The sequence below is a fragment of the Microbacterium sp. GW821-FHT01D02 genome (assembly GCF_059422585.1).
Map to the genome: position 1 here is coordinate 16,829 of NZ_JBWKXB010000003.1, position 14,683 is coordinate 31,511.

Annotated in this window: 18 protein-coding genes and 1 tRNA gene; 9 read left to right on the forward strand and 10 right to left on the reverse strand. The window is 68.4% G+C overall.

The features are described 5' to 3' along the window. The first annotated feature begins 44 nt into the window (after positions 1-44). Positions 45-950: an NUDIX domain-containing protein gene (locus tag AC07VM_RS13545; RefSeq protein ID WP_494911736.1), complete on the forward strand. Its 906-nt coding sequence runs from the start codon at positions 45-47 to the stop codon at positions 948-950. 79 nt (positions 951-1,029) lie between these two features. On the opposite strand, the gene AC07VM_RS13550 is transcribed toward AC07VM_RS13545, so the two are convergent. The 5 genes from AC07VM_RS13550 to AC07VM_RS13570 all read right to left on the reverse strand — a co-directional run bounded on the left by AC07VM_RS13550 (position 1,030) and on the right by AC07VM_RS13570 (position 4,681). Next, positions 1,030-2,451 carry an HNH endonuclease signature motif containing protein gene (locus AC07VM_RS13550; protein WP_494911737.1) on the reverse strand — a complete coding sequence of 474 codons (1,422 nt, stop codon included), beginning with the start codon at positions 2,449-2,451 and terminating at the stop codon, positions 1,030-1,032. 53 nt (positions 2,452-2,504) lie between these two features. Then, positions 2,505-2,876 (reverse strand): RNA-binding S4 domain-containing protein, encoded by a 372-nt coding sequence (locus tag AC07VM_RS13555; RefSeq protein WP_267415136.1) that lies wholly within the window; start codon positions 2,874-2,876, stop codon positions 2,505-2,507. Beyond that, entirely contained in the window at positions 2,876-3,544 is a 669-nt protein-coding gene (locus tag AC07VM_RS13560) for a lysoplasmalogenase family protein (RefSeq protein WP_494911738.1), read from the reverse strand. Before AC07VM_RS13560 ends, AC07VM_RS13555 begins: the two co-directional genes overlap by 1 nt. Positions 3,545-3,606: 62 nt before the next feature. After that, positions 3,607-4,062 (reverse strand): hypothetical protein, encoded by a 456-nt coding sequence (locus AC07VM_RS13565; protein ID WP_494911739.1) that lies wholly within the window; start codon positions 4,060-4,062, stop codon positions 3,607-3,609. A gap of 34 nt (positions 4,063-4,096) precedes the next feature. Continuing rightward, positions 4,097-4,681 carry a GNAT family N-acetyltransferase gene (locus tag AC07VM_RS13570; RefSeq protein ID WP_494911740.1) on the reverse strand — a complete coding sequence of 195 codons (585 nt, stop codon included), beginning with the start codon at positions 4,679-4,681 and terminating at the stop codon, positions 4,097-4,099. A gap of 108 nt (positions 4,682-4,789) precedes the next feature. Here AC07VM_RS13570 and AC07VM_RS13575 point away from each other — a divergent pair. Next, a tRNA-Pro gene (locus tag AC07VM_RS13575) sits at positions 4,790-4,866 on the forward strand. 58 nt (positions 4,867-4,924) lie between these two features. On the opposite strand, the gene AC07VM_RS13580 is transcribed toward AC07VM_RS13575, so the two are convergent. Beyond that, entirely contained in the window at positions 4,925-5,221 is a 297-nt protein-coding gene (locus AC07VM_RS13580; RefSeq protein ID WP_267415132.1) for a site-specific integrase, read from the reverse strand. A 262-nt stretch (positions 5,222-5,483) separates the two neighbouring features. Further along, complete coding sequence (locus tag AC07VM_RS13585) at positions 5,484-6,221, reverse strand: ankyrin repeat domain-containing protein (protein WP_494911741.1); 738 nt, start codon at positions 6,219-6,221, stop codon at positions 5,484-5,486. A 672-nt stretch (positions 6,222-6,893) separates the two neighbouring features. Here AC07VM_RS13585 and AC07VM_RS13590 point away from each other — a divergent pair. The 4 genes from AC07VM_RS13590 (at position 6,894) to AC07VM_RS13605 (ending at position 8,755) form a co-directional block, all read left to right on the forward strand. Then, positions 6,894-7,019 carry a hypothetical protein gene (locus tag AC07VM_RS13590; protein ID WP_494911742.1) on the forward strand — a complete coding sequence of 42 codons (126 nt, stop codon included), beginning with the start codon at positions 6,894-6,896 and terminating at the stop codon, positions 7,017-7,019. Positions 7,020-7,081: 62 nt separating this feature from the next. Further along, a complete protein-coding gene (locus tag AC07VM_RS13595; RefSeq protein ID WP_494911744.1) occupies positions 7,082-7,525 on the forward strand; it encodes a DUF6389 family protein in 444 nt (147 codons plus the stop codon). Between the two features lie 52 nt (positions 7,526-7,577). After that, complete coding sequence (locus AC07VM_RS13600; protein WP_494911745.1) at positions 7,578-7,997, forward strand: hypothetical protein; 420 nt, start codon at positions 7,578-7,580, stop codon at positions 7,995-7,997. After that, positions 7,997-8,755 (forward strand): pentapeptide repeat-containing protein, encoded by a 759-nt coding sequence (locus AC07VM_RS13605; RefSeq protein WP_494911747.1) that lies wholly within the window; start codon positions 7,997-7,999, stop codon positions 8,753-8,755. Before AC07VM_RS13600 ends, AC07VM_RS13605 begins: the two co-directional genes overlap by 1 nt. On the opposite strand, the gene AC07VM_RS13610 is transcribed toward AC07VM_RS13605, so the two are convergent. After that, the gene (locus tag AC07VM_RS13610; RefSeq protein ID WP_494911749.1) at positions 8,752-9,318 is read right to left on the reverse strand and encodes a hypothetical protein; all 567 of its coding nucleotides are present in this window, start codon (positions 9,316-9,318) and stop codon (positions 8,752-8,754) included. The genes AC07VM_RS13605 and AC07VM_RS13610 overlap by 4 nt on opposite strands. Then, positions 9,315-10,136 carry a leucine-rich repeat domain-containing protein gene (locus tag AC07VM_RS13615; protein ID WP_494911751.1) on the reverse strand — a complete coding sequence of 274 codons (822 nt, stop codon included), beginning with the start codon at positions 10,134-10,136 and terminating at the stop codon, positions 9,315-9,317. Before AC07VM_RS13615 ends, AC07VM_RS13610 begins: the two co-directional genes overlap by 4 nt. Positions 10,137-10,306: 170 nt before the next feature. Here AC07VM_RS13615 and AC07VM_RS13620 point away from each other — a divergent pair, with 170 nt between their 5' ends. The 3 genes from AC07VM_RS13620 (at position 10,307) to AC07VM_RS13630 (ending at position 12,763) form a co-directional block, all read left to right on the forward strand. Beyond that, positions 10,307-10,993, forward strand: coding sequence for a hypothetical protein (locus AC07VM_RS13620; RefSeq protein WP_494911752.1), 687 nt, complete (start codon positions 10,307-10,309; stop codon positions 10,991-10,993). Continuing rightward, complete coding sequence (locus tag AC07VM_RS13625) at positions 10,990-11,568, forward strand: DUF8467 domain-containing protein (RefSeq protein WP_494911753.1); 579 nt, start codon at positions 10,990-10,992, stop codon at positions 11,566-11,568. Before AC07VM_RS13620 ends, AC07VM_RS13625 begins: the two co-directional genes overlap by 4 nt. A gap of 103 nt (positions 11,569-11,671) precedes the next feature. Beyond that, entirely contained in the window at positions 11,672-12,763 is a 1,092-nt protein-coding gene (locus AC07VM_RS13630; protein ID WP_494911754.1) for an ATP-binding protein, read from the forward strand. Positions 12,764-12,770: 7 nt separating this feature from the next. Here the strand turns inward: AC07VM_RS13630 and AC07VM_RS13635 are convergent, their stop codons facing one another. Continuing rightward, positions 12,771-14,585, reverse strand: a complete 1,815-nt coding sequence (locus AC07VM_RS13635) for a 2-isopropylmalate synthase (RefSeq protein WP_494911755.1) — start codon at positions 14,583-14,585, stop codon at positions 12,771-12,773. Positions 14,586-14,683: the final 98 nt, after the last annotated feature.

The window sequence follows — 14,683 nt, forward strand, 5'->3', positions numbered from 1 at the left end:
CGCGCCGTGGTGCTCGTACCCCGATGCTGTGAAAGGCTGTGGGGGTGACCGTCGTACCTCCTGCCGCAGGTGAGCCGCGCCGCCCCGAGGGGCCGCGGAACCCGGGTGATGCCTGGGTGATCGCAGAGTCGGGGGAGAAGTACTGGGGGCGCTTCGGCGCCGCCGGTCTTCTCGCCTCCGACCCGGTGCGGGGGATCCTGCTGCAGCATCGCGTCTCGTGGAGTCACTTCGGCGGCACGTGGGGCCTGCCCGGTGGGGCACTGCACGAGGGCGAGAGCGCGATCGTCGGCGCCATCCGCGAGGCGCAGGAAGAGGCCGGGGTGCCCGATGAGGCGGTGCGGCCGCGGTTCACCAGCGTCCTCGATCTCGGGATCTGGTCGTACACGACCGTGGTCGCGGATGTGCGGGTCCCGTTCGATCCGGTGATCAGCGACCCGGAGAGCGTCGCGCTGGAGTGGGTTCCGCTCGATGAGGTCGCGGATCGTCCGCTGCACCCGGGATTCGGGGCCGCCTGGCCGGCGCTGCGCGCGCTACTCGAGGTGCGGCCGGCCGTCGTGGTCGATGCAGCCAATGTCGTGGGCTCCGTGCCGGACGGCTGGTGGAAGGATCGTGCAGGTGCGGCATCACGGCTGCGTGCTCGCCTGGAGGGTCTGACCGTGCCGGCGAGGGCTTTGGAGCTCGAGGGCGACGTCTGGTTCCCCGAGGTGTCGATGGTCGTCGAGGGACAGGCGCGCGACATCGATCACGAGTCGAGCGAGGTGTCGGTCCTCCGTGCGCAGGCAGCGGGGGATGACGCGATCGTCGCCGAGGTCGAGCGCCGGGTCGCATCCGCGCAGACCGTCGTAGCGGTCACCAGCGACCGAGGGCTCCGCGAACGCGTCGAGCGCGCCGGGGCCGCCCAGGTCCGGTCGGCAGGGTGGCTGCGCGACCTGCTCGACGGGCGCGGCTGACCCGCGACATCCGCCCAGGCAAGGCAGGCGGGCGGGCAGGCAGGCAGGCAGGCGACGCGGTGCCGACGGGCTGCGTGGGTCAGACGAACATCACTCGCCGGGGAGGCGGGTCGGAATAGTCGCGTCCGAGCGGACTGTGCCACGTGACGCTGCCGTCCCTCTCCTGCCGGGCGGTCCATCGATGCAGGTCGGGAACGTCCGGATGCTTGAGGGTGTGGTGGCTGCGGCAGAAGTGCCCGAGGTTGTCGAGGCGGGTTCTCCCGCCTTTCGCATGATCGTGGTTGTGGTCGATCTCGCAGCGGTGCACCGGCATGCGACACCCTGGGAACCGGCAGTGCTGATCGCGGGCGCGGAGGAACCGGCGCATCCCCTCGGTCGGAGTGTAGGTGTCGGTCTCGACGACCATTCCCGCCGCATCGAGGAACAGGCGAGTCCACCCGGCGTGGCGTCCGGCGAGGTCGCGGGCGATGTCGGGATGGATCGCGCCATGACCGTCGAGCTCGGCGGGCTGGTCGTCGGCACCGAGCAGCGTGGTCGCGGCGACGGTGACCTGGATGCGGGCCTGAATGCCGTCGAGTCCGTCGCCGTTCGCGGAGCTGGGGTCGGCGGTGAGCAGCAGGTCGGTGAAGAGATCGGCCTGGGTCTGCGCCCAGGTCCGGGTGTCGGGCGGGAAGTGCTCGATCTCCGGGTCCGTCGCGAAGGTTTCGCCCTCGGTGCTGCGGATGACGCCGTCACCGGCGGGGTCGAAAGAGGGGTCGTCGAGGGTGAAGTCTTCAGGACGGAGGCTGTCGGCATCCGCTTCGAACCACCGCGTGAGGGGCAGGACCTCTCGATCGTCTCGGGCGCGCAGGACCTCGCGGGTCATCCGGCTCAAACGGTCGGAGATCGCGTTCGCGATCCACTCGGGGAGAACCGCGGTGAGCAGTGCGAGCCCGTCGTCGAGTGACTTCACCGTCACGCATCGTTCGTCTGCCGCGCGTCGATGCCGTTCGAGGAGAGTGTCGCCGACGAGGGCGGCCGCGACCTGCCGCGCGTGGGCTCTCGTGCGCGCAGCCGTGTCCTGTTCGGCGACGACGAGCACCGCGGTCTCGAACAGGTCCATGACCGCGGGGTCGGCCTGCCGGTTGCGGACCGCTTCGTCGACGAGCGCGCTCGCCCTCGCGATCTCCCGAACGTGCCCGGCGCTGATCGACCCGCGTGTGAACGCGGCGCGGACAGCGGGGAGGTGCGCGTCGAGGGCTCGCGCATCCGCGAAGGCGAACTCGACGGAGCCCTTCGAGACGTGTGCGGCAGCCGAGAACTCCGCGATCATCGACCGGTAGATCGCGTCACGGTGGTGGGGACTGGTCGAGACGTCGGCGTCGTGAAGGGCGATCTGCTCCACGAGCAGCTCTGCCGCTTCCGCTTCGAGGACGGCTATCCGGCGTCTCGTATCGACCCAGGTATCCAGGACGCGTCGTCGTTCCTCGAGTTCGAGGTCGAGATCGGTCGTGTCTGCCATGCCTCCATTTTAGAAGATACGTTCGAAGAGGGCCAGCGGTCCATACCGGGATATCAACCCGGCCACTCGTCGTTCCGACCACGCAGCTTGTCGATGTCGCGACGCTCCCGCTTGGTCGGGCGGCCGGCTCCTCGATCCCGCAGTCCGAGGGCTGCCTGAGGTTCCCGCTCCGGTGTCCGGTCTTCGTAGGCGAGGGCGGCCACGGGGGCACCCACACGCTTGACGAGAAGCTGACGGACGATGAGGATCCGATCGAATCCCGCGATGCGGATGCGCAGTTCGTCGCCCACACGCACCTGCTGCGCCGCCTTCACCTTGTCGCCGTTGACACGTACATGCCCGGCGCGGCATGCAGTCGTCGCGGCCGATCGGGTCTTGTAGACCCGGATGGCCCAGAGCCAGCTGTCGACGCGTGCCGCGTCCATCAGGCGCTCCGCTTCCGCAGCGTGATGAGGGCCCCGGCGACGATGAGTCCCTGGCCGAGCGTGTACGTGAGCATGACAGCCGGACTGCTCCACGCGGGGAGGCCGTCCGGCAGGAAGAGTCGGAAGGCGAGCAGAGTGTCGCTCGCGAGGAAGAACGCGCCGCCGACCGCGACGAGCGGATGGCATCGCGCCGAGAACGCGGCGGTGCCGCCGAGGACGAGTCCATAGAGGGCGACGCCGACGAGCAGCCCGCCGGTGTGCGGGCCGAGGAACACGATCATCGCGATCCACCAGGCGGCATAGACGAGTGCCCACCAGGGCATCCGGCGTACCGTCAGATGGCGGGCGAACAGAACGATGTACGCGATGTGGGCGATGCCGAAGAACAGGAGCATCAGGGGCAGCTCGGGGGCGGCGGGGAAGAAGGCGCCCGCACCGTCGCCGAGCCAGGAGAAGAGCAGGGCCGCGAGCAGCAGAACGAACGTCGAGCGGGGCGTCAGCCGTCGGGCGGAGAGCAGGACGGGCACCGCCAGCATCGGCATCAGCAGGAGTTTGGTCGGCCCGGCGAGCGGGCTCCCCGTAGCCAGCAGGACGACGTGGAGGATCGACACCACGGCGAAGGGGAGGAACGCCCACACGAGTGCGGTGAGCGGGGCGCGACGCTGCATCCTCTCATCGTATGGTCGCGACGTCGGTGTCTCCGACGTCGTGCTCGCCGCGCGTCGGCTGCTCACGACTCGACGGTGACCTGCGCGACGCTGTCGTCGACGGCGAGGTGCACGGCGGGCCAGTACCCCTCGGGGAAGTGCTCGGCGCAGGTGTCGATCAGGTGGAGGATGACGGTGCCGTCGGCGGCGGCCTCGAGGGCCTCGATCGTGAGGTCGGTGGCGGCATCGTCGAGGTCGTCGGGTTCGGGGTCCCCCGTGCTGAACTTCGCGACCACGGCATCCGTCGCGATCCGGCGCAGCGTGTGCAGGCGCTTCACGGTGTCTCGCAGGCGGGGGAGGAGCGGGGTGACCTCGTCGGCTGTCGTGCCCTCCAGCATGAGCTCGATCTCGGTCCCCTCGACGGAGACGGTGCCGACGAACCAGTCATGCGTCAGCACGCTGCCGTCGGTCAGCTCGGAGCGGGCGCGGGTGAAGGTGCCGAGTTCGGGATCGTCGATGGTCGGGTTCTCGTCGCTCATGCCTTCACGCTAGCGGCTCGTTCGTGTCGCTCGTTCATGCGGCGAGGTCGAGCGCGACGAGCGTCCGCCCGGGCTTGAGCGCGGTCTTCTCGGTGAAGCCGGCCGCGAGGAACGTGCTGAGCGTGCCGTGGAAGAGGTCGTTGGTGCGCTGCTTCTCGCCGCCGGTGTCGACGGGGTATCCCTCGATCAGCCGCGCGCCGGATTCCCGCGCGAAGTCGACCGCGGCGGTGAGCAGCTCGAGGTTGAGTCCCGAACCGCGGTGTTCTCGGCGCACGACGAAGCAGGTCACCGCCCACACGGACTCGTCGTCGAAGGGCTCGGTGGTCGCCGCCGCGATGATCCGCGTGCGGGGAATCCGGGCCTGTCTCGTGCGCGGGCCGATCCGGATCCAGCCGGCGGCCTCGCCGTCGACGTACGCGATGAGCCCGGGTGGCGGGTCCTCGTCGATCTCCGCGCGAAGCATCTCCGTGCGCTGCGGCGTCGTGGTCGCGTTCCATTCCTTGTTGGTCAGCACCGGCCAGATGCACTGGCAGCTGGCGCCGTCGCCGCCACCGGTGAGCGCGTGCTGGACATCATCCCAACGCGCCGCCGTGGCCACCTGGGTCGTGATCGTCACCATGCCCGCGACGCTACGCCCGGCATCCGACACCCGCAACGCCGCCGGTTCGCGGAGGGGGCCGGGATGCGGCTAAGATAGGGGAGTTGCCTGCGCGAGAGTGCAGAACAACGGGCTGTGGCGCAGCTTGGTAGCGCACTTGACTGGGGGTCAAGGGGTCGCAGGTTCAAATCCTGTCAGCCCGACCACAAAGCCCCGGAGAACCGCAGAATCATGCGGATCTCCGGGGCTTTTTCTGTGTCCGGATCAGGGCGACTTGGCGTCCGTCTCACATTCCTCGGGGTCGCGACCGGTGACGATCTCCCGGATGCCCTCGACGACGAAGTCTGCGAGTGGCAACCAGCGCTTCTCGCAGGTGTGCACCGGCCAAGGCTTGCGCAGCCCCGCGCGATCAGTCGTACATGTGCGGTGGATGCGGGCACGCTTCTGATCGAGATCGAGGTCTTTGATCTTCAGCGCGGTGGCTTCGCCGATGCGGGGTCCGCTGTGCGCGAGCGTGTCGAACAGAACGCCGTCGATCGGCCGGCGCGCGACCGCGGTCACAGCCGACGAGTTGCACGTACGAGAGTGAGGGGAGATCGTTCTCGATGTCTCCCTCGTCGCGCGGGAACTCGACCTTCGCGAGTGGATTGCGACCGATTCATCGACTTGTCCGTGTTGGAGCTGGCGGCTGATGGCGCTCTGGCCCGCCTCAATGGCATGATTAGAGGCTTCTCCAGCCCGAGGATTGTGACCCCTCACAGTTCTGGCTCATCGGAGCAACGGGCTAGAGTGCGTTGCTGATGGTGTCGTCCCAGGCTGTGCATCAGGATTGGCCTGCGGCAAGGTTGTCCAGGTACGCGGCGATGTCGTGGTGGTTTCGACGCCGCGCGTAATGGCTCGCGGTGTGGCCCTCGATCCGCATGGCCGGATCGGCGCCGTGGGCCACGAGCGCGCGGACGCAACGTAAGCTTCCCGCTTCAGCGGCGGCGATCAGTGGCGAATCTTGGTTCGGGTCCGCACCAGCGCTCAGAAGGAGGACGAGCACCTCGAAGTTGTCCCACTCCGCGGCACGACTCAGTGGGCGCCATCCTAAGTGGGCGTCCGACACTTCGACGTCGGCGCCAGCATGTAGCAGCGCCTCGACGCTTGCAGCGTCCCCGGGGCCGGACGCGTTGAGAAGCGGTGTGAAACCGTACGAGTCGGCAACATTCGGATCAGCGCCAGCCGCGAGTAGTGCCTCGACGATCTGAGGGTATCTGCGGACAGCTGCTGCATGCAGAGCAGTCCATCCGACATCGTCGGTCTCACTGGCCGACGCGCCGGCGGCCAGAAGCACACATACCCGCTCGAGGTCACCTACAGCGGCTGCGCGCACTAAAGGGGGCAGCGCCCTGAGGAACTCCTCTTCCTTCTCACTCTCCAACGACATCCTGCGACTCTCGCACAGATTTGTTGGTGAGCCAGTGGAGAGTTGCGGCGAGGCGGAGTCCAGCGGGTAGTTGCTGGCGGTGTTGTCTGAGCGCGTCGCAATTCGCGGCACTGCTTGAGCTTGTTGCAGCATCGCTCCACTTCAAGATCGGGGCACTCGGCACCGTTCCGTTACCACCCCGGAAACTCACGTTGATGGCGCCCGATCAGAGCACCTGCATCTAGCGTCATCTGTTTCAACAACGATCCGTCCCTCGTTGCGCTGTCGGAACTGAGCGACAGCGCAACGAGGTTCACTTGACAGATAGAGAAGCGTCCAGCAGCGGAACGTCTGATCTTCCGCGCGAAACTCGATGCCGGCGGCGGAGGGGAGTGGACCGCACGAGCTTCGCATCGATGCGCACGGCTTCGGGGCTAAAGCGCACCCATGCGCGGACGCGCTTCGGCCGTGGGTAGATAGCCATTGGCTGCTCGTGCACGTCCATCTCGCGCTCCGTGAGCGACTGCATTGGGCCGTGCTTGGCGGCCTCGAGGACCGAGCGTGCCTGTGATTGCATGTCGCGGTAGGCGGAGAGCCTCGCCCCGGGGTTCCCCTGGTCAGTTGGGCTAAGTCAGGGTCAGTGTCCGTCGGTGGCCTGGCCTGCGTGCGGTAGCGCTGACCGAAACGCCATATGCCGAGTCCATCCCGGCCCTGGTGCGGATCGATGACGAACCCGTCCTGATCCAGGGAGAACCTGCGTTCGCTGATGCGGTGCGCGCCGATGGGCATCGATTCCTGTTCCAGATCGATGAGGAGGGGTGGCCTGTGGAGGGAGAGCTCGAGGACGTCATCGCGGAGTATCTGTGGGGATACGGCTCGGTGTACTTCTACGGCACACCGGGCGCGGACGGGACCGTGCGCGACGTCGTCGCGGGCTTCATCGACTTCTAACCGGATGCGAATACGGAACATGCCGCGCGCAGCCCTCGAAGCGCTGTCGATATGGTGATCCGGTGGGAACTGTCGAATACCGTGATGCGCTGAGAGCCGTGCTCGACTCGGTGTCACCGTCCACGGCCGTACGGCTCTCCGTGCTCCATCGCGCGGCAACTGCGGGTGCGGACGGCGTGCTGATCGACGTGTTCCTCGATCCGGATGCCGAGGGTCCGTTCGGTGTCTGGGCGCGCTTCGAGGGCGCCGACTCGTTCAGCCTCGACCGGCAACTCGGCGATGGACGGGAGCTGTTCAGCGTGATCTGGGGCGAGGAAGGCTGGGAGCCCCCGGTTCCGTCCCGACCCGCTGGTTGGTCGCGAGAACAACTGGAAGATGCCATCGTCGAAGCCGTGGCTGAATGGATCGACCCGCTCATCCCTAGGGGAACGCCCGTTCTGCGGTGGGAAGTCGTGACGCCGGACGGTGCCACCGACCCGATCCCGGTGGGGCCTCACGATGACTGATCCCTCCGGAAGCGAAGCCCCGCGAGAGCCGGTCACAACGGCACGCGACACCGTGCCGAACGGGCGGCTCACGTTTCGCACGGTGTGGGGTGGTCCGTCGCCGCAGGCGGGGTTCATCGAGGAGGTCGGGCGGATCAAGCGGCACCTGCGCACCGTGGACTTCTCGTATCAACTCGACCTCTTCCTGACCGTCGGTGGCGAGATCACTCCGGTGCCCAGGCCGTCCGGGTTGCGGAACCCGCGAGTGTTTCTGGCGCGGCGCACCGTCACCGGAGAGATCCGGATCAGCAACGACGACGTCGGCGCCGCCTCTGATCCGGTCGCCTTCCTGCGGCAGACCATCCACACGGCAGTCGCCGATCTCATCGGACGCATCGCAGCTCGTGACTCTGCCTTCGACGCGGACGCGGAGCGCGGGAAGATCGCGTTCCTCATCGACGAAGATCCAGCCGCTGCCGACAGGATGAGCTAGTGAAAGCGCCGCGCAACGCCGCGCTGTCACGCCGGTGGACACCTGATCGGCTGGCTGCACTGCAGGAACAGATACTGCAGCAGGCGCGCATCGTGAAGGGGCCGCATCGGTTCGTCACCGAGTGGCCGGAAACGGATGAGGGTCGGCTCGACCTGCGCGGCGTGAAAGCGGGGCGTGAAGGGCTGCAGTTCCGGTTCCTCACGCTGTCCCGCGCCGATTTCCGTCATGCCCGCGGCCGCCTGATGTTCTTCGAGTCCGAGCTCTCCGACTGCCTGTTCGATTCCGCATCGCTCACCGGGCAGCCCCGTTTCGATCGCAGCTTCGTGCGGTGCAGTTTCCGTGCCGCGTCACTGAAGGGACTGGCGATCGGACCGCAGGTCACCGACTGCGACTTCACCGGGGCGGATCTGCGCACCTTGCGGTCGTTGCCGAATACTCGATTCGAACGCTGCCAGTTCGACGGTGCCGACCTCAGCGGCGCAGATTTCTCGGACACCACCTTCACGGACTGCACGTTCGTCGATGCGACGTTCTCGGCGAGCACGACCTTCACCCGGTGCACCTTCGTGAACACGTTCGTCGCGTTCGGTCCCGCACGCGTGACACGCTCGCGCCGTGAGGGCGAGCCGCTGCCCGACCAATGGGACGGCGAGGAGCAGGCCGATGCCGCGCGTGCCGCATACGCGCAGCGCTATGCGCGTGCCGCGGCTGCGGGGCGTGCAGACGATCTGCCCTTGGACCCGGAGGTCGAGAGTTAGAGGCCCGGCGTCGTGTCAGGGGCGCTGTCGCCATCGAACAGCAACCCGTCGACGATGTCGTCGCGTCGCGCCGGCCGCGCGTCGATGTACCTCAGCAGATCCTCGAAGTGAGGGAACACGACAACCGCCTCTTCGAACTCCGGCTCCGTTCCGTGCACGACTGCCCCGTCGTCTCGCACAGCCAAGTACTCGTATCCGTTGCGAACGGAGAGCAGGATGGGGAGGTGGCGCTCCCAGAAACGCGAGACCGCGAGCGCCTCATCATCCGTCGTCGCGGCCTGGATGCTCAGCTGCTCCCACTCGTTCCACGCGAAGGTGCTCACCGCTCCGGTGGAGGAGTAGTCGTCGCGAGACAGGAACCACACGGTCTCATCGGAACTCGACAGCAGCGAGAACGAGGACACCCAGCGGATCGCCGTTTCGGATGCCGTGCGCAGCGCGGACGGAACATCGCCTTCCGCGGAGGTAGGCGGCTCACATGTCCAGCCGGCTTCGCGCAAGCGCTCGATGGCACGTCGGAAGCTCTCCTCCTCACCGAGCGGAGTCTCCCGGCCGGCGGTCATGTGGTCGCGCCCGTGTTGGCCCATTCCAGCGTCGACAGCTTCGCCTCGATCGTCTCGAGGCCGACGTGGCCGCATCCGACCAGCGTGAGCTTGCGCAGCCGCGGGATGTCGTTGACGGCGGCGATGCCGGTGATCTTCTTGCAGTACTGGATGTTCACGATCTCGAGTCGCTGGAGAGCGGCCAGCTCCGAGATGTCGCCCAGGGAGGTGAGGTTCTTGAGCCGCAGCGACTCCAACCGGGACAGCGCGCTGATCCCGGTGAGGCTCGTCAGCGTGCGTCCCCCGATCAACCCGAGCCGGCGAAGCCCGACCGGTTCGACGAGGCGGAAGATCTCCTCATCCGTGGGCACATTCAGCAGGTTCAGTTCCTCCAGCGGCAGGTCGAGCGCCTGCCGCACGTTGTTCAGAGAGCGCTGCGGGTAGAGGGAGAGCGCGCGGAGCCGGGGGAAGTGCTCGTTCTGGAAGCGGAAGGGTTCGCCGACGTAGAGGGTCTTCAGATTCGGCACCACCACATCCGGCCACACCAGGGTCCGCTCGCCGATGTGCACCGAGAGCTCTTCCAGGCTCTCGGGGAGGTCGCCCTGCCGCAGCCCGGTGACGACGGTGGGGAGGACCCTGCCCGGGCCGATGCTGAGGGTTTTCAGGCTCGTCATCGCCGTGATGACCTCCGGGAGACGGTCGATGGGCCCGTCTGGGGGAGACCACAGGTGCACATCGGTGACGCGCGACAGCTGCTCGGGAGAGGAGGGCTGGTCGTAGAAGACGAGGTCCCGGTCCGATGCATCGAACTGATGCCGGTGGGCGCTGTGCAGCACCATGGTCCGCTTACCCGTTGACGCCCTCATCCGCTCACCCCTGAATCCGCCGGCTGTCCGCCACGCCCCGACCCAGATTAGCGGCGCCTGATGTCGTGGTTCCCGCCGCGTCGCGCCGGTCCCGCAGCGCCTGCGCACGTTTCGCGCGTCCTGGTCGTCGGGATAATGGAGGGGTGACGTGGACTCAGGAGGTCGTGACCTACGACGGATTGCCGACCTCGGCGGGAGGTGCGCACTCGCTTCGCACCAAGAAGCCACGCACGGCCCACGAGAGCGTGCAGGCGTTCCTGGACGCCGCCGGCGTGACCATCGGCGCCCCAGAGACGTCCTTCCAGCTCTGGGCCGGAGGCCCGCCCGACGTCGCAGGGCGCTTCGAGGCCTTCGCGGCAGCGCACCTCGGCGGACCGCAGAGTCGACAGCGCACCCACACCCGGTGGCGGGTTCGCTCCGATGACGTCGATGCCACGCTCGATGCCCTGAGCGGTGCTGACGCGGGAGCGGTGACCGGCCACGGGCATCCGCTGGCCTCGCTGGTCTGGACCGCGCAGATCGCGCTGGTCGACCCGGCGACACGCGCGCCGTACGACGGGATCGACCCCGATGCGTTCGGTCGGTTCGCGGTGGACGGCTATGGGCGCCTCCTCGGCGCGTCCGGGGTGCGAGCCACGTTCGGCACGACGGCCTCGTCCCTCTCGCTCTGGCTCGGGTTCCCCGCCGACGACCGGTTGCACGATGCTGTCGCTCACGTTCAGGAGCACCTGCCTATCCGGATGTCGACGAAGCACTGGCGCCGGTGGTGTGCCACGAAGGACCGACAGTCCTACCGGGCGACCAAAATCACGTCGCCACTGGTTTCATGAGTACACCGTCGAAGCTCCACCGGCTCTGCGTCTTCATGACGCCCGGGGACGAAGATCAGTTCAGCGACGCGGTGCGAACCAGCCTCCCCGCGGTGAGGTTCGTCGACGCATTCCAACAGCCCGAGACGCGCACCCCGACGTTCCGCCCCTCGCTGAGCGAGTGCGCAGGCCCGCACGTCACCCTCGTGGACACGAGCATCATCTCCGAGAGCATGTTCCATCGTGACTATGTGGTGCGTCACCCGTCCGGTCAGGGGTGGGTGTACGCGATCGTCGGCGCCGGCCTCGCGAGCCTCGTGCGGTCACGGTCCGAGGAGGGCGGCTTGCGGAACGGCGAGTTGCGGGCATCCGTGCCACTCGGTGACACCCGCACCGCCGAGTACGTCAGTGAACTGATGCGTGTGGTGCGCACCGGCGGGACGGGCGTGTTCGCCGTCGATCCGCTGACGGGTGACACCGCGCGGCGCGCCGAGAGGAGCTTCGTCGCGTGGCCGCGCGCCGCATCCCGTTTCGGGGCGAAGGAGGCCCCGTCGCTCACCAACGGCCCGACGGCCTGGTTCACCGTCGACCGCTGACGGTCCGCGATGCGCGGCCCACTCCGCACTGGTGCGTACCCGCGCGAGCGAGGATGATGTCGTTCACCACGACGGCACCGGGGATGAAAGGCGTACTCAGGCGATGACGAACCTCACGATCGGGACTGTTCCCGGAGAGCCCGACACCGATGTCGCGCTCGATGCGCGACGCTTCAACCGGCACACGTTCTGGGTCGGTCAGAGCGGCAGCGGCAAGACCTATGCGCTGGGCGTGGTGCTGGAGCAGCTGCTGCTCCACACCGAGCTGCCGCTGCTGATCCTCGACCCGAACGGCGACTACACGCGGCTGCGGGAGACCCGTCCGACGGCAGGCGATGCGGACGCCGCCCGCATCGCGGACATGGACATCCGGGTGTTCCGCTCCGGTGCCGGTGAAGGCGAGCCGCTGCACGTGCGCTACGTCGACCTGGCGGCGGCGTCGAAGGCGGCCGTGCTGCAGATGGACCCCATCGCGGATGCCGAGGAGTACAACGCCCTGCTGCACGAGGAACGGGAGGCCGAGTCCTTCGACGCCCGGGACATGCTCCCGTCGCTGCGCGGCTCGGGCGACCCGGCGCGGGTGCGGCTCGCCAACCGGATGGAGAACCTCCAGGTGCTGGAGTGGGCGCTCTGGTCCCGGGGCGCGGCATCCGTCGTCGACGTGATCGAGGAGCGACCCCGCGCCACGGTCCTCGACCTGGGCGGCTTCGAGCATCGTGCGGAGCCGAAGGTCGCCGCGCTCGCCGTGCTCGAGCACCTGTGGGCGCGTCGGGAGGAGCGGCGTCCGGTGCTGATCGTGATCGACGAGGCCCACAACCTGTGCTCGCCGCATCCGGAGACCGCGGTCGAGCGCGCCCTCACCGAGCAGCTCGTGCAGATGGCCGCCGAGGGACGCAAGTTCGGCCTGTGGCTGCTGCTCTCCACGCAGCGCCCCACGAAGATCCACCCCAACGTCCTCTCGCAGTGCGACAACCTCGCACTCATGCGGGTGAACGCGCCCCGCGACCTCGCCGAGCTGGCCGACGTCTTCGGCTTCGCGTCGGAGGGCGCCATCCGGCGGTCCGCGGAGTTCCTGCAGGGGCAGGCGCTGTTCGCCGGCGGCTTCATCTCCGCCCCGACGTTCGTGCAGATGGGGGAGCGGATCACGGAGGAAGCCGGCGGCGACGTGAAGGTGCCCCTGCGCGCCGCCGGCTGATCGACCGCTACCGCTGAGGAAGCGCCTCCGGCAGGATCCGCGCGACGCTCCGGGCTGCGGCCATCACTGCGGACAGGCTCGCGGTGAGGACGGACCGTCCCTGCCCGGCGACCCATTCGATGCCGTCGGCGGTGCGGTGCTCGAGCAGTGTGAGCGCGTCGCTGTCGTCGCCCGTGCCCACGCTCGTCTGGTGCAGGCTCACCACGTCGACCGGGAACCCCTCGGCGGCGAGCGCCGCGATCAGGGCCTCCACCGGCCCGCCCTCCTCGTGCGTGCTCGTGTGCTCGCGCCCCTCGACGTCCAGGGTGATCCGGGTGCGCGAGCCGTCCTCGCTCTCCGTCGTGTCGTAGGCCCGCAGCGTGACCGGGGCCGGGGCCGGAGCCGTGTCGTCCGGGGCTCCGAGGTACACGCGGTCGAACACGTCCCACAGCTCGGCGGCCGTGACCTCCGTCCCGGTGGCATCCGTGTGCCGCTGCACGTGGCGGGCGAAGTCGATTTGCAGCCGTCGGGGCAGCTCGATGCCGTATCCGGTCTCCAGGAGGTAGGCGATCCCGCCCTTGCCGGACTGGGAGTTCACCCGGATCACGGCGTCGTAGTCGCGGCCGATGTCGGCAGGATCGATGGGCAGGTACGGCACCCGCCACTCGATGTCGCGCTCCGGACGGCCCTCGGCGATCGCACGGGCACGATGCTCGGCGAAGCCCTTCTTGATCGCGTCCTGATGGGTGCCGCTGAACGCCGTGTGCACGAGGTCGCCGACGTAGGGGTGGCGCTCGGGGATGTCGATCCGGTTGCAGTACTCCACCGTCCGGCGGATCTCGTCGATGTCGGAGAAGTCGATCATGGGATCGATGCCCTGCGCGTGCAGGTTGAGCGCCAGAGTCGCGATGTCGACGTTGCCGGTGCGCTCGCCGTTGCCGAAGATGCAGCCCTCCACCCGCTGGGCGCCCGCGAGCACGGCCAGCTCGGCGCAGGCGATCCCGGTGCCGCGGTCGTTGTGCGGATGGACCGACAGGATCACGGCGTCGCGGCGTGCGAGGTTCCGATGCATGTACTCGATCTGGTCCGCGTACACGTTCGGAGTGGCGACCTCGACCGTGGCGGGGAGGTTGAGGATCACGGGTCGCTCGGGCGTGGCCTGCCAGAGCTCGGTCATCGCATCGCAGATGTCGAGCACGTAGTCGGGCTCGGTCAGGTTGAACACCTCGGGCGAGAACTCGAACCGGACGTTCGGCATGTCCCCGGCGAACTCGAGGACGTCGCGGCCGCCGGCGAGGATGAGCTCCTTGAGGCCTTCGCGCGAGTGCCCGAGCACGAGGTCCCGCCAGGCCGGAGCGGTCGCGGTGTACATATGGATCACGACCGGTTGGGAGATGCCCTGGATCGACGCGACCGTGCGTTCGATGAGGTCCCGCCGTGCGGGGGTGAACACCACGATCGTGACGTCCGACGGGGCGATGCCGCCCCCCGCGATCAGGCGCACGAAGTCGTAGTCGGTCTGCGAGGCCGAGGGGTATCCGACCTCGATCTCCTTGTACCCCATCGACACCATCAGCTCGAAGAAGCGCCGCTTGCGTGCCGGGTCCATCGGCTCCGCGAGCGCCTGGTTGCCGTCGCGCAGGTCGACCGGCACCCACAGCGGCGCTTCGGTCAGGCGCCGGCTGGGCCAGTCGCGTCGCGTCAGGGGGAGCTCCACGCGGGAGTGCACGTCCCGGTAGCGATGCGAGGGCATCTGGGACCGGCGCTGGCGGTTCCAGGAGGGCGCCTGGTCGGGGATGGGACCCGCCGGCGTGGAGATGCGGGTGAACGGGGTCGTGGTCATGTCGGTGCTGCTTCCTTCAACGAGTCGGCGACCGGCACACGTTCGACTCCACGACGGGGAGCCGGTCCGGCTAGGCCCCGTCGTGGCGGTGAAGAAGG

Excerpts from the sequence above, each read along its gene's own strand:
- AC07VM_RS13550 (WP_494911737.1), bottom strand. The coding sequence starts at position 2,451 with ATGGCAGACACGACCGATCTCGACCTCGAACTCGAGGAACGACGACGC.
- AC07VM_RS13555 (WP_267415136.1), bottom strand. The coding sequence starts at position 2,876 with ATGGACGCGGCACGCGTCGACAGCTGGCTCTGGGCCATCCGGGTCTAC.
- AC07VM_RS13560 (WP_494911738.1), bottom strand. The coding sequence starts at position 3,544 with ATGCAGCGTCGCGCCCCGCTCACCGCACTCGTGTGGGCGTTCCTCCCC.
- AC07VM_RS13565 (WP_494911739.1), bottom strand. The coding sequence starts at position 4,062 with ATGAGCGACGAGAACCCGACCATCGACGATCCCGAACTCGGCACCTTC.
- AC07VM_RS13570 (WP_494911740.1), bottom strand. The coding sequence starts at position 4,681 with ATGGTGACGATCACGACCCAGGTGGCCACGGCGGCGCGTTGGGATGAT.
- AC07VM_RS13585 (WP_494911741.1), bottom strand. The coding sequence starts at position 6,221 with ATGCTGCAACAAGCTCAAGCAGTGCCGCGAATTGCGACGCGCTCAGAC.
- AC07VM_RS13610 (WP_494911749.1), bottom strand. The coding sequence starts at position 9,318 with ATGACCGCCGGCCGGGAGACTCCGCTCGGTGAGGAGGAGAGCTTCCGA.
- AC07VM_RS13615 (WP_494911751.1), bottom strand. The coding sequence starts at position 10,136 with ATGGTGCTGCACAGCGCCCACCGGCATCAGTTCGATGCATCGGACCGG.
- AC07VM_RS13625 (WP_494911753.1), top strand. The coding sequence starts at position 10,990 with ATGAGTACACCGTCGAAGCTCCACCGGCTCTGCGTCTTCATGACGCCC.
- AC07VM_RS13630 (WP_494911754.1), top strand. The coding sequence starts at position 11,672 with ATGACGAACCTCACGATCGGGACTGTTCCCGGAGAGCCCGACACCGAT.
- AC07VM_RS13635 (WP_494911755.1), bottom strand. The coding sequence starts at position 14,585 with ATGACCACGACCCCGTTCACCCGCATCTCCACGCCGGCGGGTCCCATC.